The 26,002-nt window shown below is 70.2% G+C and carries 27 protein-coding genes and 1 pseudogene; 18 read left to right on the forward strand and 10 right to left on the reverse strand.

Annotation, left to right across the window (positions count from 1 at the left end; genetic code table 11):
* Window positions 1-736: 736 nt before the first annotated feature.
* The 4 genes and pseudogenes from ACFPIH_RS23560 to ACFPIH_RS23575 all read right to left on the reverse strand — a co-directional run bounded on the left by ACFPIH_RS23560 (window position 737) and on the right by ACFPIH_RS23575 (window position 4,113).
* A complete protein-coding gene (locus tag ACFPIH_RS23560; protein WP_381174978.1) occupies window positions 737-2,293 on the reverse strand; it encodes a S8 family serine peptidase in 1,557 nt (518 codons plus the stop codon).
* Window positions 2,294-3,127: 834 nt separating this feature from the next.
* Window positions 3,128-3,354: pseudogene (locus ACFPIH_RS23565) on the reverse strand (LysR family transcriptional regulator); the annotation flags it as partial.
* Window positions 3,321-3,773: a hypothetical protein gene (locus tag ACFPIH_RS23570; RefSeq protein ID WP_381174976.1), complete on the reverse strand. Its 453-nt coding sequence runs from the start codon at window positions 3,771-3,773 to the stop codon at window positions 3,321-3,323. The pseudogene ACFPIH_RS23565 and the gene ACFPIH_RS23570, both read right to left, overlap by 34 nt.
* 22 nt (window positions 3,774-3,795) lie before the next feature.
* A complete protein-coding gene (locus ACFPIH_RS23575; RefSeq protein ID WP_381174974.1) occupies window positions 3,796-4,113 on the reverse strand; it encodes a hypothetical protein in 318 nt (105 codons plus the stop codon).
* A 302-nt stretch (window positions 4,114-4,415) separates the two neighbouring features.
* Between ACFPIH_RS23575 and ACFPIH_RS23580 the strand changes: the two genes are divergently transcribed.
* On the forward strand, window positions 4,416-4,706 hold the full coding sequence (locus ACFPIH_RS23580; RefSeq protein WP_381174972.1) for a hypothetical protein: 291 nt from the start codon (window positions 4,416-4,418) through the stop codon (window positions 4,704-4,706).
* A 133-nt stretch (window positions 4,707-4,839) separates the two neighbouring features.
* Window positions 4,840-5,103 carry a hypothetical protein gene (locus tag ACFPIH_RS23585; protein ID WP_381174970.1) on the forward strand — a complete coding sequence of 88 codons (264 nt, stop codon included), beginning with the start codon at window positions 4,840-4,842 and terminating at the stop codon, window positions 5,101-5,103.
* A gap of 40 nt (window positions 5,104-5,143) precedes the next feature.
* Here ACFPIH_RS23585 and ACFPIH_RS23590 read toward each other — a convergent pair whose 3' ends face one another.
* Together ACFPIH_RS23590 and ACFPIH_RS23595 are read right to left on the reverse strand one after the other, a co-directional pair.
* Window positions 5,144-5,320, reverse strand: coding sequence for a hypothetical protein (locus tag ACFPIH_RS23590; protein ID WP_381174968.1), 177 nt, complete (start codon window positions 5,318-5,320; stop codon window positions 5,144-5,146).
* Between the two features lie 384 nt (window positions 5,321-5,704).
* A complete protein-coding gene (locus tag ACFPIH_RS23595) occupies window positions 5,705-5,932 on the reverse strand; it encodes a hypothetical protein (RefSeq protein WP_381174966.1) in 228 nt (75 codons plus the stop codon).
* A gap of 753 nt (window positions 5,933-6,685) precedes the next feature.
* Between ACFPIH_RS23595 and ACFPIH_RS23600 the strand changes: the two genes are divergently transcribed.
* The gene (locus ACFPIH_RS23600; RefSeq protein ID WP_381174964.1) at window positions 6,686-7,696 is read left to right on the forward strand and encodes a hypothetical protein; all 1,011 of its coding nucleotides are present in this window, start codon (window positions 6,686-6,688) and stop codon (window positions 7,694-7,696) included.
* 175 nt (window positions 7,697-7,871) lie between these two features.
* A complete protein-coding gene (locus ACFPIH_RS23605; protein WP_381174962.1) occupies window positions 7,872-8,720 on the forward strand; it encodes an SDR family oxidoreductase in 849 nt (282 codons plus the stop codon).
* Between the two features lie 438 nt (window positions 8,721-9,158).
* Here ACFPIH_RS23605 and ACFPIH_RS23610 read toward each other — a convergent pair whose 3' ends face one another.
* Window positions 9,159-10,367: a low temperature requirement protein A gene (locus tag ACFPIH_RS23610; protein ID WP_381174960.1), complete on the reverse strand. Its 1,209-nt coding sequence runs from the start codon at window positions 10,365-10,367 to the stop codon at window positions 9,159-9,161.
* A 224-nt stretch (window positions 10,368-10,591) separates the two neighbouring features.
* The gene (locus ACFPIH_RS23615) at window positions 10,592-11,527 is read right to left on the reverse strand and encodes a helix-turn-helix transcriptional regulator (RefSeq protein WP_381174958.1); all 936 of its coding nucleotides are present in this window, start codon (window positions 11,525-11,527) and stop codon (window positions 10,592-10,594) included.
* 260 nt (window positions 11,528-11,787) lie between these two features.
* Here ACFPIH_RS23615 and ACFPIH_RS23620 point away from each other — a divergent pair, with 260 nt between their 5' ends.
* From ACFPIH_RS23620 to ACFPIH_RS23640, 5 genes are all read left to right on the forward strand, one after another.
* Complete coding sequence (locus tag ACFPIH_RS23620; protein WP_381174956.1) at window positions 11,788-12,774, forward strand: aldo/keto reductase; 987 nt, start codon at window positions 11,788-11,790, stop codon at window positions 12,772-12,774.
* A gap of 142 nt (window positions 12,775-12,916) precedes the next feature.
* The gene (locus tag ACFPIH_RS23625; RefSeq protein WP_381174953.1) at window positions 12,917-13,330 is read left to right on the forward strand and encodes a (R)-mandelonitrile lyase; all 414 of its coding nucleotides are present in this window, start codon (window positions 12,917-12,919) and stop codon (window positions 13,328-13,330) included.
* Window positions 13,331-13,539: 209 nt separating this feature from the next.
* On the forward strand, window positions 13,540-13,737 hold the full coding sequence (locus ACFPIH_RS23630; protein ID WP_381174951.1) for an aldo/keto reductase: 198 nt from the start codon (window positions 13,540-13,542) through the stop codon (window positions 13,735-13,737).
* A complete protein-coding gene (locus ACFPIH_RS23635; RefSeq protein ID WP_381174949.1) occupies window positions 13,734-14,132 on the forward strand; it encodes an aldo/keto reductase in 399 nt (132 codons plus the stop codon). Before ACFPIH_RS23630 ends, ACFPIH_RS23635 begins: the two co-directional genes overlap by 4 nt.
* Before the next feature lie 30 nt (window positions 14,133-14,162).
* The gene (locus ACFPIH_RS23640) at window positions 14,163-15,197 is read left to right on the forward strand and encodes a zinc-binding dehydrogenase (RefSeq protein ID WP_381174947.1); all 1,035 of its coding nucleotides are present in this window, start codon (window positions 14,163-14,165) and stop codon (window positions 15,195-15,197) included.
* 26 nt (window positions 15,198-15,223) lie between these two features.
* Here the strand turns inward: ACFPIH_RS23640 and ACFPIH_RS23645 are convergent, their stop codons facing one another.
* Window positions 15,224-16,123 (reverse strand): helix-turn-helix transcriptional regulator, encoded by a 900-nt coding sequence (locus ACFPIH_RS23645; RefSeq protein ID WP_381174945.1) that lies wholly within the window; start codon window positions 16,121-16,123, stop codon window positions 15,224-15,226.
* 187 nt (window positions 16,124-16,310) lie between these two features.
* Between ACFPIH_RS23645 and ACFPIH_RS23650 the strand changes: the two genes are divergently transcribed.
* The 6 genes from ACFPIH_RS23650 (at window position 16,311) to ACFPIH_RS23675 (ending at window position 21,959) form a co-directional block, all read left to right on the forward strand.
* A complete protein-coding gene (locus ACFPIH_RS23650; RefSeq protein ID WP_381174943.1) occupies window positions 16,311-17,717 on the forward strand; it encodes an MFS transporter in 1,407 nt (468 codons plus the stop codon).
* A complete protein-coding gene (locus tag ACFPIH_RS23655; protein ID WP_381174941.1) occupies window positions 17,714-18,097 on the forward strand; it encodes a DUF2255 family protein in 384 nt (127 codons plus the stop codon). The genes ACFPIH_RS23650 and ACFPIH_RS23655 overlap by 4 nt, the downstream gene beginning before the upstream one ends.
* A gap of 74 nt (window positions 18,098-18,171) precedes the next feature.
* Window positions 18,172-19,215 carry an NAD(P)-dependent alcohol dehydrogenase gene (locus tag ACFPIH_RS23660; RefSeq protein ID WP_381174939.1) on the forward strand — a complete coding sequence of 348 codons (1,044 nt, stop codon included), beginning with the start codon at window positions 18,172-18,174 and terminating at the stop codon, window positions 19,213-19,215.
* A gap of 311 nt (window positions 19,216-19,526) precedes the next feature.
* On the forward strand, window positions 19,527-19,910 hold the full coding sequence (locus ACFPIH_RS23665) for a DUF2255 family protein (RefSeq protein WP_381174937.1): 384 nt from the start codon (window positions 19,527-19,529) through the stop codon (window positions 19,908-19,910).
* A 51-nt stretch (window positions 19,911-19,961) separates the two neighbouring features.
* Window positions 19,962-21,554 carry a Na+/H+ antiporter gene (locus ACFPIH_RS23670; RefSeq protein WP_381174935.1) on the forward strand — a complete coding sequence of 531 codons (1,593 nt, stop codon included), beginning with the start codon at window positions 19,962-19,964 and terminating at the stop codon, window positions 21,552-21,554.
* Window positions 21,555-21,575: 21 nt separating this feature from the next.
* Complete coding sequence (locus ACFPIH_RS23675) at window positions 21,576-21,959, forward strand: nuclear transport factor 2 family protein (RefSeq protein WP_381174933.1); 384 nt, start codon at window positions 21,576-21,578, stop codon at window positions 21,957-21,959.
* A gap of 102 nt (window positions 21,960-22,061) precedes the next feature.
* Here ACFPIH_RS23675 and ACFPIH_RS23680 read toward each other — a convergent pair whose 3' ends face one another.
* Window positions 22,062-22,964, reverse strand: a complete 903-nt coding sequence (locus ACFPIH_RS23680) for a helix-turn-helix transcriptional regulator (protein WP_381174931.1) — start codon at window positions 22,962-22,964, stop codon at window positions 22,062-22,064.
* 245 nt (window positions 22,965-23,209) lie between these two features.
* Between ACFPIH_RS23680 and ACFPIH_RS23685 the strand changes: the two genes are divergently transcribed.
* The 3 genes from ACFPIH_RS23685 to ACFPIH_RS23695 all read left to right on the forward strand — a co-directional run bounded on the left by ACFPIH_RS23685 (window position 23,210) and on the right by ACFPIH_RS23695 (window position 25,692).
* Window positions 23,210-24,181, forward strand: a complete 972-nt coding sequence (locus tag ACFPIH_RS23685) for an aldo/keto reductase (RefSeq protein ID WP_381174929.1) — start codon at window positions 23,210-23,212, stop codon at window positions 24,179-24,181.
* 165 nt (window positions 24,182-24,346) lie between these two features.
* Window positions 24,347-24,511 (forward strand): hypothetical protein, encoded by a 165-nt coding sequence (locus ACFPIH_RS23690; protein ID WP_381174927.1) that lies wholly within the window; start codon window positions 24,347-24,349, stop codon window positions 24,509-24,511.
* A gap of 203 nt (window positions 24,512-24,714) precedes the next feature.
* A complete protein-coding gene (locus ACFPIH_RS23695) occupies window positions 24,715-25,692 on the forward strand; it encodes an aldo/keto reductase (protein ID WP_381174925.1) in 978 nt (325 codons plus the stop codon).
* The last annotated feature ends 310 nt before the right edge of the window (window positions 25,693-26,002 follow it).

Raw genomic sequence — 26,002 nt, forward strand, 5'->3', positions numbered from 1 at the left:
TCCGACGCTTGCGCATCCGCTGGGAAAGACCCCGACGATATCCGCGAGGGGTTCCTCGGACTCGCCGTCTGCCTGATCACCTACCGCCACGTCCAACGGCTTAGCGGTCTCGCCTGGAAGTCCTTCGGGGGTTGATCACTCGGTCTTGCCGGTGGTATCCATTGCTGCGCGACTGGCCGCTGATCACCCCGGCTCGCCGCGCTCGGCGGCTGTGAGATCGAGCTCGAAGTACGCATCAACGCCGCGCTCAACGTGGCCTGCCACCTCCGAGATCGCCGAAGTGCTGCTGCGCTCGGCCGTCTACTGCGCGATGCCACGGTCCATCTACGCCACCCTCGTCGCCGAAGGGTCTTCGCCGAGCGTGAAAGTTCCGCGGCCAGCGGCTTGACCAGTGCCTCGACGGCGCCGTTGAGGGCGGCGATGCCGGCGGTTCCTGGCATGCCGGTCCGCGCGGTGATGGCGCTGAGCAGGGTGATAGACCCGTCCGGTGTGAGGTGCGGTAGGACCGCCTGGATCGTGGTGACGTGCGGCCAGAACTTGGCCTCGAACGCGCGTCGCAGCATCGTCAGGCCGAGGCCGGCCGCGGTGCCCCGGGCGGCGGGGCGGCAGCCGGTGTCGGGCCGGGTCTCCTCGATGAACTTCCGCAGTGCCTCGGCGTCCTCGGCGACGACGTGGCAGCGGAACACCGCGGGGACCTCGTCCGTGCTGCCCGCCCCGCCTGTTCCGCCCGCGTCGCTCATCGCGTCGGTTGTCCCGCGACCAGTTGGGCGAGCGCGATGGCCTGGGCGGCGTTCACCCGGCCGAAGCCGTAGTCGTCGTTGTGGCCGTTGCCGTCGTAGACGACGCCCGGGCCGCCGATCTTGTCGGCCGACTGGTGCATGATCTCGCGCAGTTGGTCGCGGGTCAGGGCGGGGTTGGCCGCCAGCGCCAGCGCCGCGCAGCCGGCCGCGCAGGGGGCGGCGAAGCTGGTGCCGGTGCTCGGGCCGAAGCCGCCTCCGGACGTCGTGCTGAAGACATCGACTCCGGGGGCGATCAGTTCGACCTCCGGGCCGCGGGCCGCGTTGTCCTCCCGGTCCTTGTTGTTCGACCGGACCACCGCGATGACATCCGGATGGGAGACCACCTCGTCCAGCATGATGTCGACGTTCCTGCCGTTGCTGGCCGCCCAGAAGATCGGCAGCCCCTTGCCCTGGCGTCCGTTGGCGGCGGCGAATTCGAGGGCCAGCTGCAGCGTGGCGGTCAGGTCCCACTCCGCACTGTTCGGGCCCAGGCTGCTGACCAGGATGTCCGCGCCTTGTTGTGCGCCGATTCCGGACTCGGTCGAGGGGTCGGCGGCGTACGCCACGGCACGGGCCAGGGTCGTCTGCGTGCCGACCTGGTCTCCCAGGCACGCCACCAGCATGAGCTCGCACTCGGGGGCCGCACCGACCCCTCCCGTGCCGTTGTGCCGGGCGCCGACCATTCCGGCGCAGAAGGTGCCGTGGTCCTCGTCGGGCATGCCCACGGTGTTCTGGGTGAAGGTCACGCCCACCACGCCGTCGCTGTAGAAGCCCGAGCCCGGGTGTAGCCCACTGGCGAGATCGTTGTGCCGGACATCGAAGCCGTTGTCGATGACGGCGACGCGGATGCCGTTGCCGAGAGTGCGGTCCCACGCCTTCTCGCTGTGGACGTCGGCGCCCGGCTTGCCGCCATTGGTGCCGGTGTTGTCCCACTGCCACTGCTTGGGGTACCCGGGGTCGGAGGGGTGGAACCGGGTCGGGACGTGCTCGATGAACGACGGTTCGGCGAAGACGAAACGGTCGTTGTCGTGGAGTTCCACGGAGGCCGCGAGGGCGTCCTCGGCGGCCCTGGCCCGCACCTCGTACAGATTCGTCGCGAACCCGAGTTTGTTGACGACGGTCAGACCGGCCGCCTCGATCTCGCGCTCTGCCTCCTCCTCCGAGAGCGACGGCCGCAGCTGGACGTTCAGCGCGTCGGTCGCGATACCGATCCTGCCGTTGGGCCGCCGGATGACCTTGCCCGCTGCCTCCGCCCCGGAGATCGCCTCGCCCACGTCGACCGCCGCTCGGGTCTGCCGGTTCGGTCTGACGAACACCCAGTGGGCGCGGGCGAAGGCGGCGGTGGTCTCGTCGTCGATTCCCGCGTCGCGCATCGCTCCCCGTGCGCTCGTTCCCAGCTCCGCCTCCGTGTCGGCGGCGGCCCTGACACCGTCCGACTCCACCTTCACCGCGACGACATCGTCGAGTTCCTCCGCCTCGACGAGGTTGCCACGTTGGTAGTACTGACGCGACATCACACTCGCCTCTTCTCCTGGACGTGGCTGTCCTCAGGTGTGCGGCTGTCCTGGCGGCCGGATACGTCACGGCGGCAGGACGCAGCCCGAGAGAGAAAACCCCGTTGAGGTACAAAAACCCCTTTACCGCCAGTCTCCTCGCGTCTTGGAACGGGGGCAACCGCACGGGTCCGGGGCCTCTATGTCTTGCGTCGAGCGAGGCTTGGGTTCTGGGTTCGCGCGCAAAGCCGCCGTCGTCCAGGGCGGAGAGGACGACGTGCGGTTGGCGGACATGTCGTTCGCCGGGCTGGTGGCCGAGGGGTTCGGTGTCGATGTCGTGCACGACGGCCTGGAGGGGGACCGGCAGGCGTGCGAGGGAGCGTATGACGTCATCGTGCTGGACATCGCGCGGCGGTTGCGGGCGGAGCAGGTCTGGACGCCGGTGCTGATGCTCACGCGATGGAGGGCGAAGGACGGCGAGTACGTCGAAGCGGACGGGTTGGACACCGGAGCGGACGACTACCTGCGGAAGCCGTTTTCGTTTGTAGTGCTGGTCGCCCGGCTGACGGCGCTGGTGCGGAGGGGGACAACGCCTCGGCCGCGGTTGCTCAGCCATGGCGGGCTCACGTGGACCCCGAGTCGGGGGACTGCACGGTGGGTGGGCAGGCGGTCGGGCTTCAGCCGCGGGGACGGGCGGTGCTGCTGCGCAATCGGGACCGCGTGCTGTCGAAGGGGCGGCTGCTCGGGGCGGTCAGAGCGCCGCGTCGGCCGCTGCGATCCTGGCCGTGGTCAACCCCGACGCCGGCCGGGCCGGAATGTACGAGTGGTACGACTCGCCCGACTGACCAGGGCTGGTCAGCTGTTGCTGTACAAAGCCGTGCGCGGTTCGATGGCCGCCTGGGGGGGCGGGGTGCGGTTCGTCCCGCTACCCAGGCGAGGCGTACGGCGACGGGTTCGGCATCGCGGACCGGCCGACAGGCAATGCCGGGCCTGGGGTACTGGTGGGCGGTGGACTCCGCCGTCATGCCGATGCGGCACCCGCTGGAAATCACGGCGAGCCAGTCGTCGACGTCGGATGTTTCCCGCGGACTGTGAGCGCGTCGACTTCGGCGTGCTGAAAGTGCCCCGCCTGTCCGGCGCGGAGTCGCACCCGTTGAACGCCGGGAACCGTGTCGTCGGCGTCATCGTCGTCTTCGGCGGCCACGCACTCAGCCTGGAGGCATTCCGGACACCTGGCGGCCCCGCCTGGGGCACGGTGCACCCGGAGGTCATCGAGGTCATCGAGGTCATCGAGGAGACTCGGCGGCTGCTGCGCGTAGCGCTCGGCGGGCCGACGGTAGGCGATGTTCTCCAGTCCGGCGTCCGGAGATTGACCGGTACGCCGGATCCCTTGCATGAACCTCCGCAGGGCCTGCGCCCCCGGAGCGAACGCCGGGCCGACGGTATGCGGCGAGCCCGAGACGTACACCGGACGTTCGTCGCACCGGTACCCGAAGCGCACAGAGACGACGTAGTGCGTGGGGTCAAGCGGTGTGGTGGAGCCAGCGCTGGAGGGCGGCGTTGACGCTGCCGGACAGGGCGCTGAGCTGGTCGATGGCGTCCCGGTCTTCGGGGTGTGGCGGAATTCCGGATGCGGTGAGGGCCGCATACAGGTCGATGCGGCGCTGGTCGCGCGGGCAGATGATGACGCTGAGGCGCTCGGCGGGGTTCGGCGGCGGCAGGAGAGAGTCCGTGTCCTGCTGCGGGGCGGCTGAGCCCGGCCAGAGCATGTCCATCGCATCGACGGCATAGGGGTCGACGAAGGCGCGGGGGACACTGTGCTCGAAGGCGGTGGTGGTCATGGTGGTCTCCTCATCAGCTGGTGGCGGTTCTGCCGAACATGAGGCGTGCAGGGACCGAGCCGGTTGCGGTCATGGCCGCAAGCCACGCCAACGGCGTCATCGGCTGCTCATCCTCTGGTCCGACCAGTGCTCCAGGGCAGCGACGGGCCGGGCGACACCGCGACCAAGTCGACGACCATGCTGTCTCTGAGCGCAGCTTGACGGGGTCTTCGCCGCTGAGCCCTTTTACCGTGAACCCGCCTGTAGGGCAGGGGGAGTTGCCGATTTCGTGGGTGCGTAGGCGGTTGTTTATGATCTTCGTCGTGACTGTGCAGAACTCTGACAAGACGCTTTCCCGTAAACAGCGACTCCAGGAGAAACAGCGGCGCCAGTTGTCGGTGGTCGACACCGTGGACAAGGCTGAGGTCAAGGTCCGCAAGGCAGAGGCCGAGTTGGCCGTGGCTGTTGCTGAGGCGGTGGAAGTGTTCGGCGACGAGAAGTCCGCGTCCGAGGGGCTCGATATGCCGGTCGAAGTGATCCGGCGCTTCCTTGGCATGGCGCGGGACGAAGCGGCCGGTGCCGGCAACGTTGGCGAGGTCGCTGGCGAAACCTGAGCTTGGCGTTCAATCAGTTCGCCGGGGTCTGGTACCGACCCTGCCGCCATGAGGCGGATCCGGCGGTAGCACCGGGCGAATCCGACCCAGCTAACATCCGTGAGCCCAGCCCAGTGGTCCACATCGGGCTTGTGTGAGTCCGTCTGCGCCGCACTGGCAGGAAGTCGCAGAGCCAAGGCGGCGCGAGCGGACCGGCAAGGTCTGGCGTGCCGTCGGCATGCGCTGGGGTAGGCGGCTGCGTTCGGCGTGTCACGTCGAGATGCTGCTGCTGGGCCGGTGCACCACCCGCGCCGGCGCCCCGGGCGGCGAACAGCTCCCGGGCGACCTCCCCGGAAAGACGCTGGGTGATGCGACGCACCTGCGGATCGTCCGAGGACCCCTGTCGACGTTCGCGTGAGCGTATCCAGCTGCGCAGGCGCGGGAGTTCGTCTGCCGAACTACGCGAACACCTCCACCCGGCGGGCCTTGACCGACTTCTCGGCGAGCCACTGGAGCCGCCGGTCCGCAACGGCCGGGCCGACCTGGCGCTGCACCGCCTGGAAGCTGGTCAGCGTCCTGTCGATCCGCCGTTGCGGGATGGGGGTGGACGGGTGGGTGGCGAAGTACTGCTGCACCGCGTCATACCTGTTCCGGCTCGCCCCACCGCTGCCGCTGACGCGTCTCCGTTCCAGCACACGGGCACGGCCGAGGCGTGGCCGGGCCGGCCTTCCGTCTTCTCGGGGGCCGGCGCCGGGGGATAGGCGGTTTCGTTCCGCTTGGCGGCGGTGACAGGGTGGGGGACATAGTGCCTTCCGTGCCGAGGATGCGTGGCAGGTTCGTCGGCTCCGCCCCGTGTGCCAGCACAGGCCACCACCTGGTGAGTGCCCTGGACTCCTCCACAAGCCAGGACAGGCCGTCCCGCGCGGTCGGGTCGGGTGATGTCTCGGGATTGTCCGCCTGGTGTTCTGACATGGCATCCCCGCGGGGCACGGACAGCAATTCCCTGGCTCGTCGGGGTGTCAGCAAGGTCCCAGGACGCCATCCGCCTTGAGTCCCAGTGGGGCCACATGTTCCTGCTCGTCGTAGGGGCGCCAAGCTCGCATGCCTTCGCGGAGCACGGTCCACGCCTCGTTCACGGCGCCCCAGCGCGCGAGCTCCCGCGCTTTCGCCACGGCTTGCCCGAACGGGCCCTCGACGGTGTGGTGGTAGGTGCCGTCGGCTACCGCGCGGGACAGCGACTCGATCACTTCCGCACCGGCACGGGGGGATGCGCTGAGCAACTGCTCCTGGTCCGGGCCTTTGCCGAACGGGGCGAACCTGGGCCAGGAACAAGCAACTGCACGGGAGTAAATCCCGCACCGTCCACGTCGTGTCGCCAAGTCCCGTGGGAATGGCCTCGACGGGTTGGGATCCGACCAGGGCGCCCAGCTGCTGCTGGATCGCTGCCGCCCGAGGCCGCCCGGCCCGGCGGCCTGGTGGAGGAGGCGGAGCTGGGTGTGGGCGGCGATGATCAGCCACGTCCAGCTGAGACGGTGAGCGCCGGCCCTGGGGAGCAGCGCGTATGCCACCCGGGCCCTGACCCGTCTGTTCGGCGGGTGGGGGGCTGTGTCACAGCCCGGAACACCGCTCCCCGGCACAGTCCGACCTGTCACCTACCGGGCCGAGCCCCCTAGCTTGGCATTGGGCCGAGTAGCCACGCGCGACACCTCAGACCGAGGGCAAGCAGACACATCGTCTGTGCTCGCTCGGTCTTGTCATCGCCACCCGACCGGACCAGGTAGCGAACGGTGCCCTGCCGCGGTGAATTCGGCCGATGCGTCCGGGCAACGCCGGCGCGGGGGACATCGAACTGAACTCGACCGACTGGCCACGCCCGACGAACTGCGCACTCTCGTGTGCAGCCCTACTGGAGCCGCTGCTTCTCCTCCAGCTCTGTCCGCACCCTGCTGAGGGCCGCGCAGGGCTGGGTGAGGGCACGGCCGCAACATGAAGAGAATGCGATGAACCACGGACGAATCCCCCTGAAGAAGCGTTTCAGACTCGCGGCGGCTGTTGCCGCGACGTCAGCCGTCCTCGTCTCCGCGCCGTACGCGTCCGCCGCGACGGGCCAGGCACGGCCGAAGCCGGTCGTCACCCACGTGAAGACCGTCGCCTCGTTCGACTTCGCCGTCGGCGACGCGCCGGAGAACGTCACCCTCAACCCGGACGGCTCTCTGACCGTCTCGATGCTGGGCGGTTCGGCGGGCAGGCGGCCGGCGCTCGTGCGGGTCGATGTGTCCGGGCACCGTGAGGTGCTCGTAGCCGGGCAGCCCGGTGACATGATCACCGGCAACACGCGTGGACACGACGGCAGCGTCTACTACAACGTGTCCTCCACCGACGCTGCCCGGTCCGGCGTGTGGAAGCTGCCTCCAGGCGGAAGCCCCCGACGCATCGCCGCCCTGCCCGCGGGCGCGCTTCCCAACGGGCTGGCCATCGACCCGGCCGGACGCACCCTGTACCTCGCCGAAAGTTATCAGGGCGCCGTCTGGACCGTTCCGGTCTCGGGCGGAACGGCGACTCGCTGGCTGGCCGACGCCTCCCTCGCGCCGGCGGAGTCCCCGCTGCCGTTGGGCGCGAACGGGCTCCGTTTCCACAACGGCGCCGTGTGGGTCTCCAACTTCAGCCAGGGCACGCTGCTGCGCGTGCCGGTCACCGCCACCGGCTCGGCCGGCCGGGTCCACGTCGTGACCAGCGGTGTCGTGGGCATCGATGACTTCAACTTCCTGAACGGCAGGTCCGACGTGGTGTTCGCCGCGCTGAACAGCCCCAACGAGATCGCCGTGGTCTACCCGAACGGCGCCAAGAAGACCGTCCTGACCAGCGCGGACGGGCTCGCCTCGCCGACCGCCACCGTGGTGCGCGGACAGCGGCTGTACATCACCGACGGCGGGTTCGCCGAGTCCCGCGACGCGAAACTGCAACAGGGGAAGATCAACTTCTCTGCCCTGTTCGCCGACTCCGCGTCGTAGTCGGTCGGCCGGGACCCGAAGCAGCAAGGCTCGCTCCGGGTCCCGGCGGGACCGACGGATCTCGCAGCACGAGGGCGACGCCGAGCGGTGCGCCGGCAACGAACAGCTGACCGGTGCGCCGGCCGCCTCCCGGGCACCCGATCACCTTGAGAACATGGAACGAGGAGTCTGAAACATGAGCAACGAAAACAGGGCGGCCAAGGAAATCGTCGTCGTCATCGGCCCCGGGAGCATCGGCCTGGCCATCGCCCGCCGGGTCGGCACCGGCCGCACCTTGCTCCTGGCCGCTCACGACGAAAAGGCCTCGGAGGCCGCCGCCGACCAGCTGCGCGGCGAGGGCTACGAGGTGGCCGTCCAGACCACCGACATTTCCGATCTCGCCCAGGTCGAAGCGCTGGCCGCCACGGCCGCCGAGATGGGCGCGGTCACCCAGGTGATCCAGGCCGCCGGCGTCTCACCCACCCAGGCGACCATCGAGCGGCTGCTGCACGTCGATCTGCTCGGTACGGCGTATGTCCTGGACGCCTTCGCCCGTGTGATCGCGCCCGGCGGGGCCGGCATCGTGGTCGCCAGCATGGCCGGTCACCGGGAGAGCCCCTACACGCGCGAGATCGAGCACGCGCTCGCGACCACCGAGACCTCGAAGCTGCTCGCGCTGCCGTTCCTGCAGCCAGACCAGATCGGCTCCTCCGTCCACGCCTACGCCGTGTCCAAGCGGGCCAACTCTCTGCGTGTGCAGACCGCCGCCGCCGCTTGGGGCAAGCGCGGAGCCCGCGTCAACGCCGTCAGCCCCGGCGTGATCATCACCCCGCTGGCTCTTGACGAGCTCTCCGGGCCGCGCCGCGAGTGGTTCGAGACGGTGCGCGAGGTTTCGGCCGCCAAGCGCTTCGGCACCTCCGAGGAGGTCGCCGCGGCCGCCGCCTTCCTGCTCGGCCGCGAGGCCGGCTTCATCACCGGAGCCGACCTTCTGATGGACGGCGGCGTGACCGCGGCGCTGCGCGCCGGTGAGCTCACTACGCCGTAACGAGCCGAGAGACGAGGCCGCGATTCCGCCCGGGCCGAGGCCGCGATTCCGCCCGGGCCGGGGCCCGCAGTCCGGGCCCGCAGTCCGGGGCCCCGGGCGGACGGCTGGCCCTCACCGCTGACACCCCCGGGCCCCGCAGGCGATGCACGGCTGCCTGCGCGGCAGCGGCACAGCGCCTCGCCTGCCGTCCTTCGGATTGCCCGGCTTCACCCCTGTGACCTGCCTACATCCAGTCCGCTTGGACACCTGTCCGCGCATCTGCCGTGCAGCGGCCGTGCTGCAATAAGAAGCGAGGCGGCGGCGACAGGGGACACACAAACGCGAACCTACAGCCGGCCGGCGACACCCGAAGACCTGATCGCTGCCGACCCGGAGACGCGGGGTGGCATCAGGTTCGCGTGCTTCCCGCCCGGCCCGACCACGATCCCGTCAAGAAGCTCACCGGACTACGTGGCGGCGCAGCTCCGCGTACCAGCGGGTCTCCGCGGCGGCCACCGCTGCCAGGATGACGACGACGCCCGCCAGGGCGGCGACCGGCGGGAGTGCGGCCGCTGCGGGGGTGCCCGCGAGCAGCAGGCACAGGGCCGTCAGGCGGAAGCCGCCCCATACGCTCAGCATGATCCGGCCGAACAGCAGCAACCCGCCCAGGTAGAGGGCGGCTCCGCCGCACAGGGCCCAGGCGTAGAAGCCGCCCAGCACCTTGCCGTCGTCGGCGTGGGCGACGACGCCCTCGACGCCGAGGGCGGTCAGGACGACACCGGCCATGATGGGAAAGTGGGCATAGCCGTAGGCGTTGACCGCCAGGCCGAGGCGGGCCTGGCCCTGGGCCTTGTCCAGCTGGCGTTCGCCGATCAGGGTCGCCAGATCGAAGTACAGCCACCACAGGCCCGTCGCGGCGGCCACGCCCAGGACGCCTGCGGCAAGCAGCCCTGCGCCGACCGGGTGGTCCGTCGCCCCGGCGCCCATGGCCAGCAGGGATTCGCCGATCGCGATGATGATGAACAGCTCGTGCCGCTCGGCGAAGTAGCGGGCGCTGTGGATGCGCCAGCTGCCCCGGCGGGAGGTGGCGTACACACCGCCCCAGTCCACCGCGATCGCCACCGTGAACAGTGCCGTCTGCCACCGGCCGCCGACCGCCGCGCCGGCGATCAGGAGCCCGGAGCCGGCCAGGACCGGCGGCCAGGAGACGGCGATCTGCCGCAGCAGCCCACGGTCGCCACGCGCCAGCACGCTGTAGAGGACCAGGTGCACGACACGTACGAACAGGTAGGCGCAGGCCAGGATCAGCGGACCGTTCAGACCGCCGGGCAGGTCCTCCCACGCCTCCGGGACGGTCAGCGCGACCACGAACACCCCGGCCATCGCGAACGCCATGCCCGCGCGTACGACGCCGCGGTCGGCCCGGGCCTGGTTGCCCAGCCAGGCGTACGCGGACCAGGAGAACCAGACCAGCGCCAGCAGAAGCACTCCGTGCAGCACACCCGTGCCGGTGTGGTGGTGGGCCATGTACTGCGTGATCTGGGTGAGCGTGAAGACGTACACCAGGTCGAAGAACAGCTCGAAGGTGGTCACCCGGCTGCTCGCCAGTGCCTTGCGTGCGCCGGTCAGCGGGCTGCCCTGCAGCGGTCCGTACTGCTCGTTTTCCAACTACGTGTCCTCGGAGCGTGGGTCGAGCGGCGTGGTCGTGGAACCCGCCTCGGGGCTGGAGACGGCCTGGATGACGGGGGTGGGGCAAGGCATGCATCGGCGCGGCAGGCCGCTTCGGCCGGCTCCTTGCCGTCAGGGCCGGCCTTCAGGCTGTCCGCCGGGGGAGCGGGTGGCAACACGACCGCGTTCGATCGGGAGGAAGGCCGAGGAAGGCCGAGGAAGGGTCAGGACGAGGGGGAGGCGGGATCGTCCTCCACAGCCGCCAACCGGTCGTCGTGCGCCGGCGTCCTCTTCGTGGGCTGCTCCTGCCCGAGCAGGTCGAGCAGGACCATCGCGTCGTGATCGGCGGTGCCGGGCTCGGCGTAGTACGTCACCATGCGGTGGCCAGGGGTGCCTTCCAGTTCCATGGACTGGTAGCCGAGGGTGAGGTCCCCGACGTCGGGGTGGTGGAAGGTCTTGCGGCCGTAGGAGTGTCCCTTGACGTCGTAGCGCTCCCACAGGCGGGCGAACTCCGGGCTCTTGAGCAGGAGTTCACCGGCGAGCCGGGTGAGGTCGGGGGCGTCGGGATCGGTGCCGGCCAGGGCGCGCAGCCGGGCCACGCAGCCGCGGACCTGGATGTTCCAGTCGTGGAACAGCTCACGCGAGGCGGGGTGGAGGAAGAGGTAGCGGGCGATGTTGCGCTCCCTGGCCGGCCAGTCCTGGATGCCGGGGAGGAGCCGCATTCCGCCGGGGTTGGCGGCGAGCAGGTCGTTGGTGCGGCTGACGACGTGCGCGGGGTGCGGGCGCAGGCTCTCCAGGAGCAGCTTCACGCCGGGCCGGACGGTGCGGCTGGGCGCGGACGGAGGCTCGGGCGCGGTGCGCGCGGCGCGGGCGGCCAGGCTGCGCAGGTGCTCGTGCTCGTCGTCCTCCAGCAGGAGGGCGCGGGCGAGGGAGTCGACCACGGACGCGCTGGGCCGGGTCTCCTTGCCCCGCTCCAGGCGGACGTAGTAGTCGATGCTGATCCCGGCCAGGGTGGCCAGTTCCTCGCGGCGCAGCCCGGGCGTACGGCGCAGGCCGGCACCGGCCGTCAGACCGACCTCCTCCGGGGTCACCCGGGCCCGGCGGGCGCGCAGGAAGCGCCCCAGCTCGGTGCCCCCACCGCTTTGCTGCTCGCTGTTCATGTCATCCAGTCTGCGGTCCCCGCTCCCTCCGCGGCATATGCGTGGGGGGCCCTGTCACACCCCGGAATGCCGCTCCCCGGCACAGCCCGCCCTGTCACGTGGCGCGCGAGGCGGAGAGAGTCGATGCCATCGGAGATCTCCGTCGGAGATTCCTTGGTCCCGGCGCCGACAGCCTGCGTCCGGAGCGCCGGCCCGGAACTTCGGTTGGCCGCAGGTTGAGAGCCTCCGCGAACAGCACCCGACCCCACAGGGAGCACCACATGAGGCACATCAAGCTTGGCGGCGAGCTGGACGTCAGCCAGATCGGCATGGGCGCGATGCCCATCAACGCCCTCTACACCGGCGCCAACGCGGACAACGCCGAAGGCATCCGCGCCATCCACCGCGCGCTCGACCTGGGCGTCACGCACATCGACTCGGCGGAGGCGTACGGCCCCTTCCTCAACGAGGAACTGGTCGGCAAGGCGCTGAAGGGTCGCCGCCGTGACCAGGTGGTGCTGACGTCGAAATTCGGCTTCGTCTCGTACACCGGCCGGGAGGGCCTCGACAGCACCGCGGCCAACGTCAAGGCCGCGGTGGAGGGCTCCCTCAAGCGGCTCGACACCGACTACATCGACCTGTACTACCAGCACCGGGTCGACCCGGCCACGCCCATCGAGGAGACCGTCGGCGCCATGGCCGACCTGGTCAAGGAGGGCAAGGTCCGCCACCTCGGCCTTTCGGAGGCCGGGCCGGGAACCATCCGCCGCGCCCATGCCACGCACCCGCTCACCGCGGTGCAGACGGAGTACAACCTCTGGTTCCGTGACCCGGAGACGGAGATCCTTCCGGTGACGCGCGAGCTGGGCATCGGCTTCGTGCCCTGGGCGCCGCTCGGCCACGGCTTCCTGGCGGGCGGGTTCCGTACGACGGACTGGTTCGACGCCGAGGTCGACCTGCGCGCGACCATGCCGCGCTTCAACGACGCCGGGTACTTCCAGCAGAACCTGCGCGTCGCCGACGAGGTCAAGGCGATCGCCGACGAGGTCGGCATCACGCCCGGTCAGCTGTGTCTGGCGTGGCTGGTGGCGCAGGGCGACGACATCGCCCCGATCCCCGGAACCCGGCATGTGTCCCACCTGGAGGAGAACGTCGCCGCCGACGGCATCACGCTGACGGCCGAGGTCCTCCAGAAACTCGACACCCTCACGCCGGCCGTCGGTGACCGCCTCGGCAAGGACCACATGGACATGATCGACCACAACTGAACCCGACTCCCCGGAGAACGGGCTCGACAAGGACGAGCTGGTCGAGGCCGTCACCCACCTGGCGTTCCACGCCGGGTGACTCAACGCCGTAAGCGCGATCACGCAACGAGTGAGCCAGAGCAAGACAGCAAGGAGCGGAGCGTTGGAAATCCTGAAGAAGCAGCCCACCGTCAAGGCGCCCGTCGACTGGTTCACCGGCGACGTCTGGTTCGACGTGATCCACGCCGGTGAGGAGCCCTCGCGGATACGCGCCAACATGGTGCGTTTCTCGCCCTGCGCGCGCACCGACTGGCACTCGCACGCCATGGGCCAGACCCTGCACATCGTCTCCGGCATCGCCCTGATCGGCACGCGCGACGGCACGGTCATCGAGGCTCACCCCGGCGACACGATCCACACGCCGCCGGGCGAGGAGCACTGGCACGGTGCGACCCCCGACCACTTCATGACCCACCTCGCGATGTGGGAGGGCACGGGCGACGGCAGCCCTGAGACGACCTGGCTGGAGAAGGTCGACGACGCCGAATACAACGCGCCGAGCAGCAGCACCCGCTGAACGGCCAACCCCGAAGGAACGACATATGCGCACCACCACTCTCGGCCCCGACGGACCCGAGGTCGGTGTCATCGGCCTGGGCTGCATGGGCATGAGCTTCAGCTACGACCAGGCCACCCCGCGCGACGAGGCCACCCTGATCTCGGCGATCCTCCCCCAGTCCCGGCTTCGCTCGACCGGGGGGACCCCCATCGTCCCTGGACCTGGGGATGACCTTGCTCGACACCTCCGACGTGTACGGCCCGTTCGCCAACGAGGAACTCCTCGGCCGGGCTCTGAAGAGCCGTCGTGACCAGGCAGTGCTGGCCACCAAGGTCGGCGCTCTCACCCGCGACACCCGGGGCAACCCCGTGATGGGCCTCAACAACCGCCCGGAGCACTGTCGCTGTGGACACGGGGCTGGATGACGGAGGTGCTGCCTTACTGCCAGGAGCAGGACATCGCGTTCGTGCCGTACTCGCCCCTCGGCAAGGGCTTCCTCACCGGCCGGTTCTCGTCCCACGACGACTTGCCCGAGGACGACTTCCGGCGCGGCCTGGCCCGCTTCCAGCAGGAGGCGCTGAGCACCAACCTGGCCATCGCCGAGCGGGTGCGGGAGATCGCCGAGCGCATGGGGGCGACTCCGGCGCAGGTGGCGCTGGCGTGGGTGCTGGCGCAGGGTGAGTACGTCGTCCCCATCCCCGGGGCCAAGACGCCGAAGTACCTGGCGGACAACGCCGGGGCGGCGGACGTCGAACTGAGCGCCGCGGACCTCGCCGAACTCGATGCGCTGCCTGTGCCTACGGGCGGCCGCTATTTCTGATCAGCACCATCGCACGTTGGGAGAAGGCTCATGCGAGCAACAGTGATGTACGGCGCCGGCGATGTCCGCGTCGAGAACGTACCCGACCCGAAGATCCAGAACTCCACGGACGCCGTCGTACGCGTCGTGCGTTCCTGCGTCTGCGGGAGTGACCTGTGGCCGTACGGATCGATGCCCTCCTCCGAAGAGGGCCGGCGCATGGGCCACGAGTTCCTCGGTGTGGTCGAGGACGTCGGCTCGGAGGTGGCCGGGCTGAAGTCCGGTGACCTGGTGGTCGCACCCTTCGTCTGGGCGGACAACACCTGCGACTTCTGTACCGAAGGGCTGCACACCTCCTGCCGCCACGGCGGCCAGTGGGGCCCGAACGGTGTGGACGGCGGTCAGGGCGAGGCCGTGCGCGTGCCGCAGGCGCAGGGCACGCTGGTGAAGCTGCCGGTCGCCGAGGACTCGGCGCTGCTGCCGTCCCTGCTGACCCTGTCCGACGTGTACTGCACCGGCCACCACGGCGTCGTGACCTCCCGGGTCGGGCCCGGAAAGGCGGTGACGGTGATCGGCGACGGTGCGGTCGGCCTGTGCGCGGTACTGGCCGCCAAACGGCTCGGCGCCGAGCAGATCATCCTCATGGGCCGACACACGGACCGTACCGACCTGGGCCGCGACTTCGGCGCCACCCACGTCGTCGCCGAGCGCGGCGAGGAAGGCATCGAGCGGGTACGCGAGCTGACCGGGGGCGACGGTACGCACGCGGTGGTGGAGGCGGTCGGCGCGACGCAGGCGATGGACACGGCGCTGAGCATCGTCCGCGACGGCGGTGTGATCAGCCGGCTCGGTGTCGCCCAGTACACCGACATCCCGCTCGGGTTCCCGTCGATGATGGCCAACATCACGGTCACCGGTGGCGCGGCCCCGGCCCGTGCCTACATCGAGGAACTGCTGCCCGACATCCTCGACGGCACGGTCGAGCCGGGCCGGGTCTTCGATCACACCGTCGGCTTCGAAGGGGTACCGGACGGCTACCGGGCCATGGCCGACCGGACCGCTCTGAAGGTCCTGATCCGGCCCTGACCCAGTCGAGAGCGACTCCGCCGCCGTCAATTCCGCTTCTCTTCGGCGGGTTCCACGTTCGACCCGGTGGCGACCATGTCCAGCAGGACCATCTTGTCGTGGTCGGGGGTGCCGGGGGTCGCGTAGTGGGCGACCAGCCGGTGGCCGGGGGCGCCTTCCAGCTGCATGGACTGGTAGTCGAGGGTGAGAGTGCCGACGTCCGGGAGGTGGAAGGTCTTGCTGCCGTGGGTGTGCGCCCGTACGTCGTAACGGTCCCAGAGCTGTACGAACTCCGGGCTCTCGGTGAGCAGTTCGTCGACGAGCCCGACAAGGTCGGGGGCGTCCGGGTCGGTGCCGGCCAGGGCGCGCAGGCGCCCCACACAGGCGCGGATCTGCTCGTCCCAGTGGTCGAAGACCGTTCGGGCGCCGGGGTTGAGGAACACCCAGCGCGCGACGTTGCGCTTCTCGGCCGGCCACTGCTCCATCCCCACGAACAGCCGCAGCCCGCCCGGGTTCCAGGCGAGCAGGTCCATCGTGCGACTGACCACGACCGCGGGGTTGGGTCGCAGGCTCTCCAACAGCAAGGTGATCCCGGGTCCTACCGACGAGGTGGGCGCCGTCGGGGGCGCGGAGGCGGCGGGGCGGGCGGCGCACACGGCGAGGTCCCGCAAGTGGTCGTGCGCGTGCTTGTCCAGCAGCAGGACACGGGCGAGCGCGTCGACGACGGACGGGCTGGGGTGGGACTCCTTGCCGCGTTCCAGGCGCGTGTAGTAGTCGATGCTCACGCCGGCGAGGGTGGCCAGCTCCTCGCGGCGCAGCCCCGGCGTGCGGCGAAGGCCGGGGCCGACCTTGAGACCGGCCTGCTCGGGTGTCACCCGGGTGCGGTGGGCGCGCAGGAAGCGGCCCAGTTCAGTGCCGTCACTGCCGTTGCGCTGCTCACGTGCCATGCGGCCAGTGTGGCAGGCCGGGCAGGACGGATCCATGCGCTGGACCAGGGGGGCCCTGTCACACCCCCGAACAGCGCTCCCCGGCACAGCTCGGCCTGCCACGCGACGCGTCCGGCGAGCAGGCTGGACGGCGGTTGAGGAACACATTCCGTACCGAGAACTCGTTTCGTGATCAGGAGATCCATCAGTGTCCAGTTCTGTTACCTCGGACAGGCCGTCCGCGTCGGCCGATACCGCCGCCGGGCAGCGCGGCACCGCGAACGGTGCCCGTTGGGCGCTGGCGGCGGCGCTGCTCGGCTTCTTCGTGATGACACTCGACGCCCTGATCGTGAACGTCGCGCTGCCGGAGATCGGGCGCGGCTTCGGTGGCGGGATGACGGGGTTGCAGTGGGTGGTGGACGGTTACACGCTGATGTTCGCCGCGCTGCTGCTGTCCGCGGGGTCGGTGACCGACCGGGTCGGTGCACGGCAGGCGTTCGGAGCGGGGCTCGTGGTGTTCACCGTCGCCTCGGCGGCCTGCGGTTTCGCACCGAATCTGGGTGTGCTGGTCGGGGCGCGGCTGGTCCAGGGCGCGGGAGCCGCGGTGATCGTGCCGGCGTCGCTGGCGCTGATCCGCGAGGCGTTCCCCGACCCGGCCCGGCGGGCCCGGGCGATCTCGGTATGGGCGATGGGCGGCTCGGTGGGCGCCGCGGCCGGGCCGGTGCTGGGCGGTGTGCTGAGTGAGCTCAGCTGGCGGATGATCTTCTTCGTCAATCTGCCGGTGGGTGTGCTGGCGCTGTTCCTGCTCACCCGGACCGCCCGCTCGCCCCGCCGGGGCGATGCCCCCTTCGACTGGACCGGACAGATCGCCGCGGTGGCGGCGATGGGCGGCCTGACCTACGCGGCGATCGAGGCCGGCGCCGTGGGCGTGGGCGCGCCGCGCGTGCTGCTCGCGCTGGCGGTGGCCGTGGTCGCGGCGGTGGCCTTCCTCCTGGCCCAGGCGCGCGGCCGCAACCCGATGGTGCCGCTGGAGCTCCTGCGCGCCCGGACGATGGCGCTCTCGGCGACCGTGGGCTTCGCGCTCAACGTCGGCTTCTACGGGATGATCTTCCTGCTCGGCCTGTACCTCCAGCAGGACCGGGGCCTGTCGCCGATGGCCACCGGGCTGGCGTTCCTGCCGATGACGCTGCTGACCGCGGTCGTCAGCCCCACGGCCGCCTGGTTCGCCGCGAGGTTCGGGCCGCGGACGCCGGTCGTCGCCGGGCAGCTCCTGATGGCCGCGGGCCTGGTGGCGCTCTGCGTCCCGCCGGCGTCCGCGCCCGCCTGGCTGCTGGTCCTGCTGATGGTCCCGGTCGGAACCGGCGGCGGCCTCGCCGTACCGGCGGTGACCTCACTGCTCCTCGACCGCGTCCCCGCCCAGCGCGCCGGCACCGCGAGCGGCGTGCTGAACGCCTCCCGCCAGCTCGGCGGCGCCCTGTCCGTCGCCGTCTTCGGCGCCTTGGTCTCCAACCACGCGCACTTCCTGCACGGGCTGCGCACCAGCCTCCTGATCGCCGCGCTCCTCGTGCTCGCGACCGCGGCGGCGTCCCTGCTCCTCAAGGAGAAGACCTCATGACCACGACATCGACCTGGACGAGCCAGGAACTCGCCGCCATCGGAAACGCGGAGGAACTGGACATCGCCTCCCTGCGACGCTCCGGCGAGCTGGGCAGCCGACGAACCATCTGGGTGGTAAGGGTCGGCGACGACATCTACATCCGCTCGGTCAACGGTCCCGGCTCCGACTGGTACCGCGGCACCCGGGCCCGCCAGGAAGGCCGTATCCAGGCCGGCGGGATCGAGAAGGACGTCACGATCACCGACGCCGCGGACGACGTCAACGACGCCGTGGACTCCGCCTACCGGACCAAGTACGGGCACTACGCCGCGTCCATCATCAAGGCCATCACCAGCCCCGAGGCGAGCTCCACCACGATGCGGCTCGAACCCCGCTGACCGAATTTCCTTACGGACAACGGCAGTTCCACCAGTTCCACCAGTTCCACCAGAACCACCAGACCGGAGAAACCATGCTCACCGTCAACGCGTATGCCGCCACGGCCGCTGCCGAACCCCTCGTCCCGACCACCGTCGAGCGCCGTGACGTAGGCCCGCACGATGTCCTCATCGAGATCAAGTACTGCGGTATCTGCCACTCCGACATCAGCCACGCCCGCAGCGAGTGGGGCGAGCAGGTCTACCCGATCGTGCCCGGCCACGAGATCGCCGGCATCGTCACCGAGGTCGGCGCCGAGGTCGGCAAGTTCGCCGTCGGCGACCGGGTCGGCGTCGGCTGCATGGTCGAGTCCTGCCGCGAGTGCGAGTCGTGTCTGAGGGGCGAGGAGCAGTACTGCCTGAAGGGCAACACCCTCACCTACGGCGGCATCGACAAGGACGGCACGATCACCCAGGGCGGCTACTCCACCCACGTCGTGGTCACCGAGGACTTCGTCGTCCGCATCCCCAACGGCATCGACCTCGACGAGGCGGCCCCGCTGCTGTGCGCGGGCATCACGACCTACTCCCCGCTGCACCGCTACGGTGCGGGACCCGGCAAGAAGGTCGCCGTCATCGGCCTCGGCGGCCTGGGCCACATGGCCGTCAAGCTCGCGCACGCGATGGGCGCCGAGGTCACCGTGCTGTCCCAGTCGCTGAAGAAGATGGACGACGGCCTGCGCCTGGGCGCCGACCACTACCGCGCGACCAGCGACCCGGCCACCTTCGAGCAGCTCGCCGGCACCTTCGACCTCATCGTCAACACGGTCAGCGCCAAGCTCGACCTCGACGCATACCTCGGCCTGCTGGCCGTGAACGGTGCCCTGGTCAACGTAGGCGCCCCCGCCGAGCCCCTGTCGCTCAACGTGTTCTCGCTCCTCATGCGGGGCCGGTCCTTCGCCGGCTCGCTGATCGGCGGCATCCGCGAGACCCAGGAGATGCTCGACTTCTGCGCCGAGCACGGCATCGGCTCCGAGATCGAGGTCATCTCCGCCGAGAAGATCAACGAGGCGTACGAACGTGTCCTCGCCTCCGACGTCCGCTACCGCTTCGTCATCGACACCTCGACGCTGGCCTGACCAACGGCCACGTCCACCTGAGACCACCCCGTACGAGGAGCCGCGCCCCCCGAGAGCCCTCGTACGGGGTGCCGCCGAACAGAGAGGAGCGGGGGCGGCGTGGGGGGCCGTGTCACACCCTGGAACGCCGGCTCCCGGCATGGCACGGTGCCGTGATGCGAGAACGGTGACCAGGCTCGACACTCATCGAAGATCCTGTTGCGCCTACGGGAGTCCACCTGTCCATCTCCCTTGCTCCGGCCGACGCGCTCCCCGGCCTGTTCAAGCCCGCCCCGCAGAAACAGCCACACGAGAACCGAGGAGATGAGCGGATGACCACCACTGCTCCCTGGACCGACGACGAACTCGACCGGGTCGGATCGGCCGAGGAACTGGAGGTCGCCTCCCGGCGCCGGGACGGCGAGCTGGGCGGTTGGCGCACCATCTGGGTCGTGCGCGTGGACGACGACATCTACGTCCGCTCCGTGAACGGCCCCACCTCCGCATGGTTCCGCGGCACCCGAGCCCGCCACGAGGGCCGTATCGAGGCCGGCGGGGTCGAGAAGGACGTGGCGTTCGAGGACGTCGACGGCGAGATCAACGACGCGGTCGACACCGCCTACCGCACCAAGTACGGCCGTTACTCCGCCAACACCATCCAGCGCATCACGAGCTCCACCGCGGGCTCGACGACCATGCGGCTCCTGCCACGCTGAACGCCGCGGGAGAAGGCCCATGTTCACTGTCAACGCGCTGGGAGACATGCCGTGATCGGTCTCGAACTCGTCGTGGTCCTCGGCATGGCGGTACTCCTGGGCAACGCCGCCGGGGACCGCTTCCGGATCGCCCCTCCCGTCGTGCTGCTGGTCTTCGGCGCGCTGCTCGGCTTCGTGCCCGCGCTGCGCGAGGTGGAACTGCCGCCGGAAGCCGTCCTGCTCATCTTCCTGCCGGTGCTGCTGTACTGGGAGAGCCTCACCACCTCCCTGCGGGAGATCCGCCGTGACCTGCGCGGCATCATCCTGATGAGCACCCTGCTGGTCATCGGCACCGCCGGAGCCGTGGCGACCGTGGCACACGAACTGGGCCTGGCCTGGGGTCCGGCCTGGGTCCTCGGTGCGGCCGTGGCCCCGACCGACGCGACCGCAGTCGGCGTCCTCGCGAAGGCACTGCCGCGCCGCAACGTCACCCTGCTGCGCGCCGAGAGCCTCATCAACGACGGCACCGCGCTCGTGGTCTTCGGGCTGGCCGTCGGCATCACGGTCGGCGAGGAGCACTTCACCCTCCCACACGTCACCTGGCTGTTCGCGGTCTCCTATGTCGGCGGAGCCGCGGCCGGAGCGGTGACCGCGTGGCTGGTGATCAGGGTGCGGCGGGTCTTCGACGACCCGCTGCTGGGCAACGTGGCCATGATCCTCACCCCGTTCACCGCCTACCTGCTCGCCGAGCTGATCCATGCCTCCGGCGTCCTCGCGGCCGTGGCGGCGGGCCTGATCATGAGCCAGGCCGGACCACGTGTGGCCGGCGCCGCGATGCGCCGTCAGGCGGAGGAGTCCTGGTCACTGGCCACCTTCCTGCTCAACGGCTCCCTGTTCGTCCTCGTCGGCCTGCAGGCACAGGCCGCCGTACGCGAGCTGCACGGCAGCGAACTCACCCATGCCCTCATCGCCGTCGCGGCCGTCTCCGCCGTGGTCGTCGCGGCGCGCTTCGCGTTCAACTTCTCCGTCCCGTACCTGATCCGCCTGCTCGACCGGCGTCCGCAGCAGCGCCTGCGCCGGATGAACCACCGCGCCCGGGTGGTCACTTCGATCGCGGGCTTCCGGGGCGCGGTCTCGCTGGCGGTGGCCCTGTCGGTGCCGACGACGCTCGACTCCGGCGCGCCCTTCCCGGACCGCGACACGATCGTGTTCGTCACCTCCGGCGTCATCGTCACCACGCTGGTCGTACAGGGGCTGCTGCTGCCGGCCGTGGTGCGCTGGGCCCGACTGCCCCACGACACGTCGGTGGAGGAAGAACGCTTCCTCGCCGAGACCACCGCCACCGAGGAGGCCCTCAAAGCCCTCCCGGAACTCGTCGACGACCTGGGCACCGCCCCGGCCGTCGCCGAACGCATGCGCCAGGAGTACGAGACCCACCTGCTCGTCGTCCGGGCCGGCGGCGGTGACAGCGACGACGAGGACGAGGACGTCCTGCGCCACCACCGGCACTACACCGCCCTGCGCCTGGCCCTCCTCGCCCACAAACGCGCCACGTTGGTCCGCCTGCGCGACGACCACGAGATCGACGACACCGTGCTGCGCCACGTCCAGCGCCAGCTCGACATCGAAGAAGTACGGCTGTCCCGACGCCAAGCCGCCGAATGACCCACGAGGACAGGAGAAACCATGCCCGCATCCCCTGACGCGAACGCCCGCGAAGAAGTCCTCACCGCCTACCGCGCCCACCTGCGGGCGATGGCCGACGGTGACACCGACGCCCTGGACGACCTGCTCGACAGCGGCTTCACCCTCACCCACATCACCGGGTACCAACAGCCCAAGGCCGAGTGGCTGTCCCAGATGCGAGCCGGCCAGTTCATCTACCACAGCGTGAACGAGAAGTACGTCGCCGTCGACGTTGAGGACGACACGGCCCGGCTCGTCGGCCGCATCGTCACGGAGGCAACGGTCTACGGCACCCACGCCGACTGGCCGCTGCAATTCACCATGAACTACGCCCGGGACGGCGAAACGTGGACCGCGCTGCGCTCAGTGGCAACGACCTGGTGACACATAGGCGGTCGGCCCGCCGAGGGCGGAGATCGGCGAGCGGGTATGCCGAAGTCGTGGCCGACATGCCAACGTCCTGACACGGAACCCACCGGCCTGGGGTCAGGACGAGGTGGACGATGTCGTACCCGGTGTCGCCGGCCTGGAAGTCGGCTGGCGGGCCAGGAGGTCGAGGAGGGCGACCGCGTCGTGGTCGGGGGTGCCGGGTTCGGCGTTGTACGCGAGCAGGTGGTGGCCGGGGGTGCCTTCCAACTGCAGGGCCTGGTAGCCGAGAGTGAGGTCGCCGACCTCGGGGTGGTGGAAGGCCTTCCTGCCGTACGAGCGGTTCTTGACGTCGTAGCGCTTCCACAGGCGAGCGAACTCCGGGCTCTTCAGCAGGAGTTCACCGACCAGCCGGGTCAGGTCCGGGGCGTCGGGGTCGGTGCCGGCCAGCGTGCGGAGGTGGGCGACGCAGCCACGGACCTGGTTGCCCCAGTCGCCGAACAGGTCGCGGGCGGCGGGGTGCAGGAAGACATAGCGGGCGATGTTGCGCTCCTTGGCCGGCCATTCCTCGATCCCGGTGAGGAGCCTGAGCCCGGCAGGGTTCGCGGCGAGCAGGTCGTTCGTACGGCTGACCACGTACGCGGGGGCCGGCCGCAGACTTTCCAGCAGGAGCTTGACACCGGGCCGTACGTTCCGGCTAGGTGCGGCCACAGGCTCCGGTGCCGTCCTGGCGGCGATGGCGGCCAGGCTGCGCAAATGCTCCGCCTCGTCCGGTTCCAGCAGGAGGGCACGGGCGAGAGAGTCGACGACGGAGGGGCTGGGGCGGGTCTCCTTGCCACGCTCCAGCCGGGAGTAGTAGTCGATGCTGATGCCGGACAGTATGGCCAGTTCCTCGCGGCGCAGGCCGGGGGTGCGGCGCAGGCCGGCGCCGGTCGGCAGGCCGGCCTGCCCGGGGGTCACCCGGGCCCGGCAGGCGCGCAGGAAGCGGCCCAGCTCGGTGCCGTGCTGCTGCTGAGGTGTCATGCCGTCGAGTGTGCAGTGCCCCGTGACCTGCCCGGTAGGCGGTTGGGGGGCCCTGTCACACCCCGGAATACCGCTCCCCGGCACAGTTCGCCCTGCCACCGGGCGAGCCCGGCCAGCAGGCTGGAGTCGGCCTGAGGACCAGGCTCTCACGCGGGAGACCCGCCCGCGTCCCCACCCCGGCCCCCGGCACCCATGCGGCGTGCCGGAGACCCACGGGCACCCGAGTAACCCACGGAGCGGCAGGCATGAAGCACATCAGACTGGGCGACCTGGAGGTCTCCCGTATCGGCCTCGGCGCGATGCCGATGAACGCCTTCTACACGGGCAAGGACACCGACGAGACCGAGGGGATCCGCACCGTCCACCGGGCCCTCGAGCTGGGCATCACCCACATCGACACCGCCGAGGTCTACGGCCCCTTCACCAACGAGGAGTTCGTCGCCAAGGCACTCAAGGGCCGCCGGGACCAGGTGGTGCTGGCGTCGAAGTTCGGGTTCATCTCGCACACGGGCCGCGATGGCCTCGACAGCAGCCCGGAGAGCATCCGGATCTCGGTCGAGGGCTCGCTGAAGCGCCTCGGTACCGACTACATCGACCTGTACTACCAGCACCGCGTCGACCCCGACACACCCATCGAGGACACCGTCGGGGCCCTCGCCGAGCTGGTCCAGGAGGGCAAGATCCGCCACATCGGTCTGTCCGAGGCCGCGCCGGACACCATCCGCCGCGCCCACGCCGTACACCCGATCACGGCGCTGCAGACCGAGTACTCCCTGTGGTCGCGTGACCCGGAGGCGGAGATCCTGCCGACCACGCGGGAGCTGGGTATCGGCTTCGTGCCCTGGTCGCCGCTCGGCCACGGCTTCCTGACCGGCGCCATCCGCTCGACCGACTGGTTCGACGATGACGACTTCCGCAAGAACAACCCGCGGTTCCTCCCCGGCAACTTCGAGCAGAACCTGCGGGTCGCCGACGAGGTCAAGGCCGTCGCCGACGAGGCCGAAGCCACCCCGGCCCAGGTGGCCCTGGCCTGGCTGCTGGCCCAGGGCGACGACATCGCCCCGATCCCCGGTACCAAGCGCGTGGCCCACCTGGAGGACAACACCGCTGCCGACGGCGTGGAACTGACTGCCGCGCAGATCGAGAAGCTGAACAACCTCACCCCGGCCGCGGGCGAGCGCCTCGACGAGGCGGCCATGGGGCTGTCCGACCGCTGATTCGAACCCCGGCCGTCCGTCCCCGTACCCGTCCCCGTCCCCGTCCGACGACACGGGGGCGTGGACGGGCGGCTCCCGATATCACGGGGTGTGGCGAACCTCCGGGGCCGTGCGCTGTGCGCGTCCGGGGTCTCCCGGCGTGCCTGGTGCAACGGACCGCACCACGTGCTCGACACGAGGGCGCGCATCCCGGTCCGTCAGGTGGTGGCCACGCGGGTCATCGCCGAGGAGGCCGCGGTGGGCCGACGGACTGGCGACGGTTCGGTGCGCATGCACGCGAACGGCCACGCCGAGATCTCCCGAAGCTTCGACGGGCGGCTCTTCGCCTGAGGGCACGGCACAACAGAACCCGCATCAGAAAATCAGGACAGCATGCTACCCGGCTCGGTGGTTCTAAGGGGCCCTGTCACACCCTGGAACACCACTCCCCGGCACAGCACGGTCTCCCTCGTGGTGAGCGAAGGCAGCAGACTGTCATCAGCTTGAAGATCAGATTCGCGTGACAGGCACCCGGGAACCAGGGAGCGGCACTCATGAAGCACATCAAACTGGGAGACCTGGACGTTTCCCGTATCGGTCTGGGAGCCATGTCGATGTCCCACGCCTACACGGGCGCGGGCTCGGACGACGCCGAGTCGATCCGTACCATCCATCGGGCACTCGACCTGGGCGTCACCCTCATCGACACCGCCGAGGTCTACGGCCCGTACACCAATGAGGAGCTCGTGGGCCGGGCCCTCAAGGGGCGTCGTGACCAGGTCGTGGTGGCGACGAAGTTCGGCTTCATGTCGCACACGGACCACGGCGCCGGCGCCCTGGACAGCAGCCCGCAGAACATCCGTATCGCCGTCGAGGGGTCCCTGAAGCGGTTGGGCACCGACTACATCGACCTGTACTACCAGCACCGGGTCGACCCGGACACGCCCATCGAGGAGACGGTCGGGACGCTGGCCGAGCTGGTCGAGGAAGGCAAGGTCCGCCACATCGGGCTGTCCGAGGCGGGGGTCGAGACCATCCGCCGTGCCCATGCCGTCCACCCGATCACCGCTCTGCAGTCGGAGTACTCCCTGTGGACCCGTGACCCGGAACCCGAGGTACTGCCGACGCTGCGCGAGCTGGGCGTCGGCTTCGTGCCCTACTCCCCGCTGGGCCACGGCTTCCTCACCGGACAGATCCGCTCGACGGACGACTTCGCCGACGACGACTGGCGCAAGAACAACCCGCGCTTCACCGGTGAGAACTTCCAGCGCAACCTGCGCCTGGCCGACGAGGTCAAGGCCGTCGCCGACGAGGCCGGTGCCACCCCCGCGCAGGTGGCCCTGGCCTGGCTGCTGGCCCAGGGTGACGACATCGCCCCGATCCCCGGCACCAAGCGGGTCGAACGCGTTGAGGAGAACACCGCCGCCGACGGCATCGAACTGAGCGCCGAGCAGCTCGCCAAGCTCGACAACCTCACCCCGGCCGTCGGCGACCACCACGACGAGGCGGGCACGCGGCTGCTCGGCCGCTGACAGCCGCCCGCATCAACAAACACGGCTCATCCTCCGCCGGCACATCGAGAACGGCCTGTCCACGATCCCGAAGTCCGTCAGGCCGCACCGCACTCGGAGTCCTGTCCATGCCCGCGAGCCGGCCGTCAGCGGGGAAATCGGGAAGACCGCCTCACCATCCGAAAGGGACCGGGGCCAAGGCCTACGAAAGCGAGGACCGCATGACCGCCGAGGACCATGTGGAGGCCGCAGCACCGGGTCCCCCCACCCCGCCCATCTCCACGTCGTCCCCCACCTGTTCGGTACCGGCCGCTTCCTCGTCGGCCCCGGC

Source organism: Streptomyces vulcanius (assembly GCF_042653945.1).
Classification (GTDB): domain Bacteria; phylum Actinomycetota; class Actinomycetes; order Streptomycetales; family Streptomycetaceae; genus Streptomyces; species Streptomyces mangrovi.

Bases quoted from the DNA above. Each gene is read 5' to 3' on its own strand.
- ACFPIH_RS23560 (WP_381174978.1), bottom strand. From the start codon at position 2,293: ATGTCGCGTCAGTACTACCAACGTGGCAACCTCGTCGAGGCGGAGGAA.
- ACFPIH_RS23575 (WP_381174974.1), bottom strand. From the start codon at position 4,113: ATGACCACCACCGCCTTCGAGCACAGTGTCCCCCGCGCCTTCGTCGAC.
- ACFPIH_RS23600 (WP_381174964.1), top strand. From the start codon at position 6,686: ATGAACCACGGACGAATCCCCCTGAAGAAGCGTTTCAGACTCGCGGCG.
- ACFPIH_RS23605 (WP_381174962.1), top strand. From the start codon at position 7,872: ATGAGCAACGAAAACAGGGCGGCCAAGGAAATCGTCGTCGTCATCGGC.
- ACFPIH_RS23615 (WP_381174958.1), bottom strand. From the start codon at position 11,527: ATGAACAGCGAGCAGCAAAGCGGTGGGGGCACCGAGCTGGGGCGCTTC.
- ACFPIH_RS23620 (WP_381174956.1), top strand. From the start codon at position 11,788: ATGAGGCACATCAAGCTTGGCGGCGAGCTGGACGTCAGCCAGATCGGC.
- ACFPIH_RS23630 (WP_381174951.1), top strand. From the start codon at position 13,540: ATGACCTTGCTCGACACCTCCGACGTGTACGGCCCGTTCGCCAACGAG.
- ACFPIH_RS23635 (WP_381174949.1), top strand. From the start codon at position 13,734: ATGACGGAGGTGCTGCCTTACTGCCAGGAGCAGGACATCGCGTTCGTG.
- ACFPIH_RS23640 (WP_381174947.1), top strand. From the start codon at position 14,163: ATGCGAGCAACAGTGATGTACGGCGCCGGCGATGTCCGCGTCGAGAAC.
- ACFPIH_RS23645 (WP_381174945.1), bottom strand. From the start codon at position 16,123: ATGGCACGTGAGCAGCGCAACGGCAGTGACGGCACTGAACTGGGCCGC.
- ACFPIH_RS23655 (WP_381174941.1), top strand. From the start codon at position 17,714: ATGACCACGACATCGACCTGGACGAGCCAGGAACTCGCCGCCATCGGA.
- ACFPIH_RS23660 (WP_381174939.1), top strand. From the start codon at position 18,172: ATGCTCACCGTCAACGCGTATGCCGCCACGGCCGCTGCCGAACCCCTC.
- ACFPIH_RS23665 (WP_381174937.1), top strand. From the start codon at position 19,527: ATGACCACCACTGCTCCCTGGACCGACGACGAACTCGACCGGGTCGGA.
- ACFPIH_RS23675 (WP_381174933.1), top strand. From the start codon at position 21,576: ATGCCCGCATCCCCTGACGCGAACGCCCGCGAAGAAGTCCTCACCGCC.
- ACFPIH_RS23680 (WP_381174931.1), bottom strand. From the start codon at position 22,964: ATGACACCTCAGCAGCAGCACGGCACCGAGCTGGGCCGCTTCCTGCGC.
- ACFPIH_RS23685 (WP_381174929.1), top strand. From the start codon at position 23,210: ATGAAGCACATCAGACTGGGCGACCTGGAGGTCTCCCGTATCGGCCTC.
- ACFPIH_RS23695 (WP_381174925.1), top strand. From the start codon at position 24,715: ATGAAGCACATCAAACTGGGAGACCTGGACGTTTCCCGTATCGGTCTG.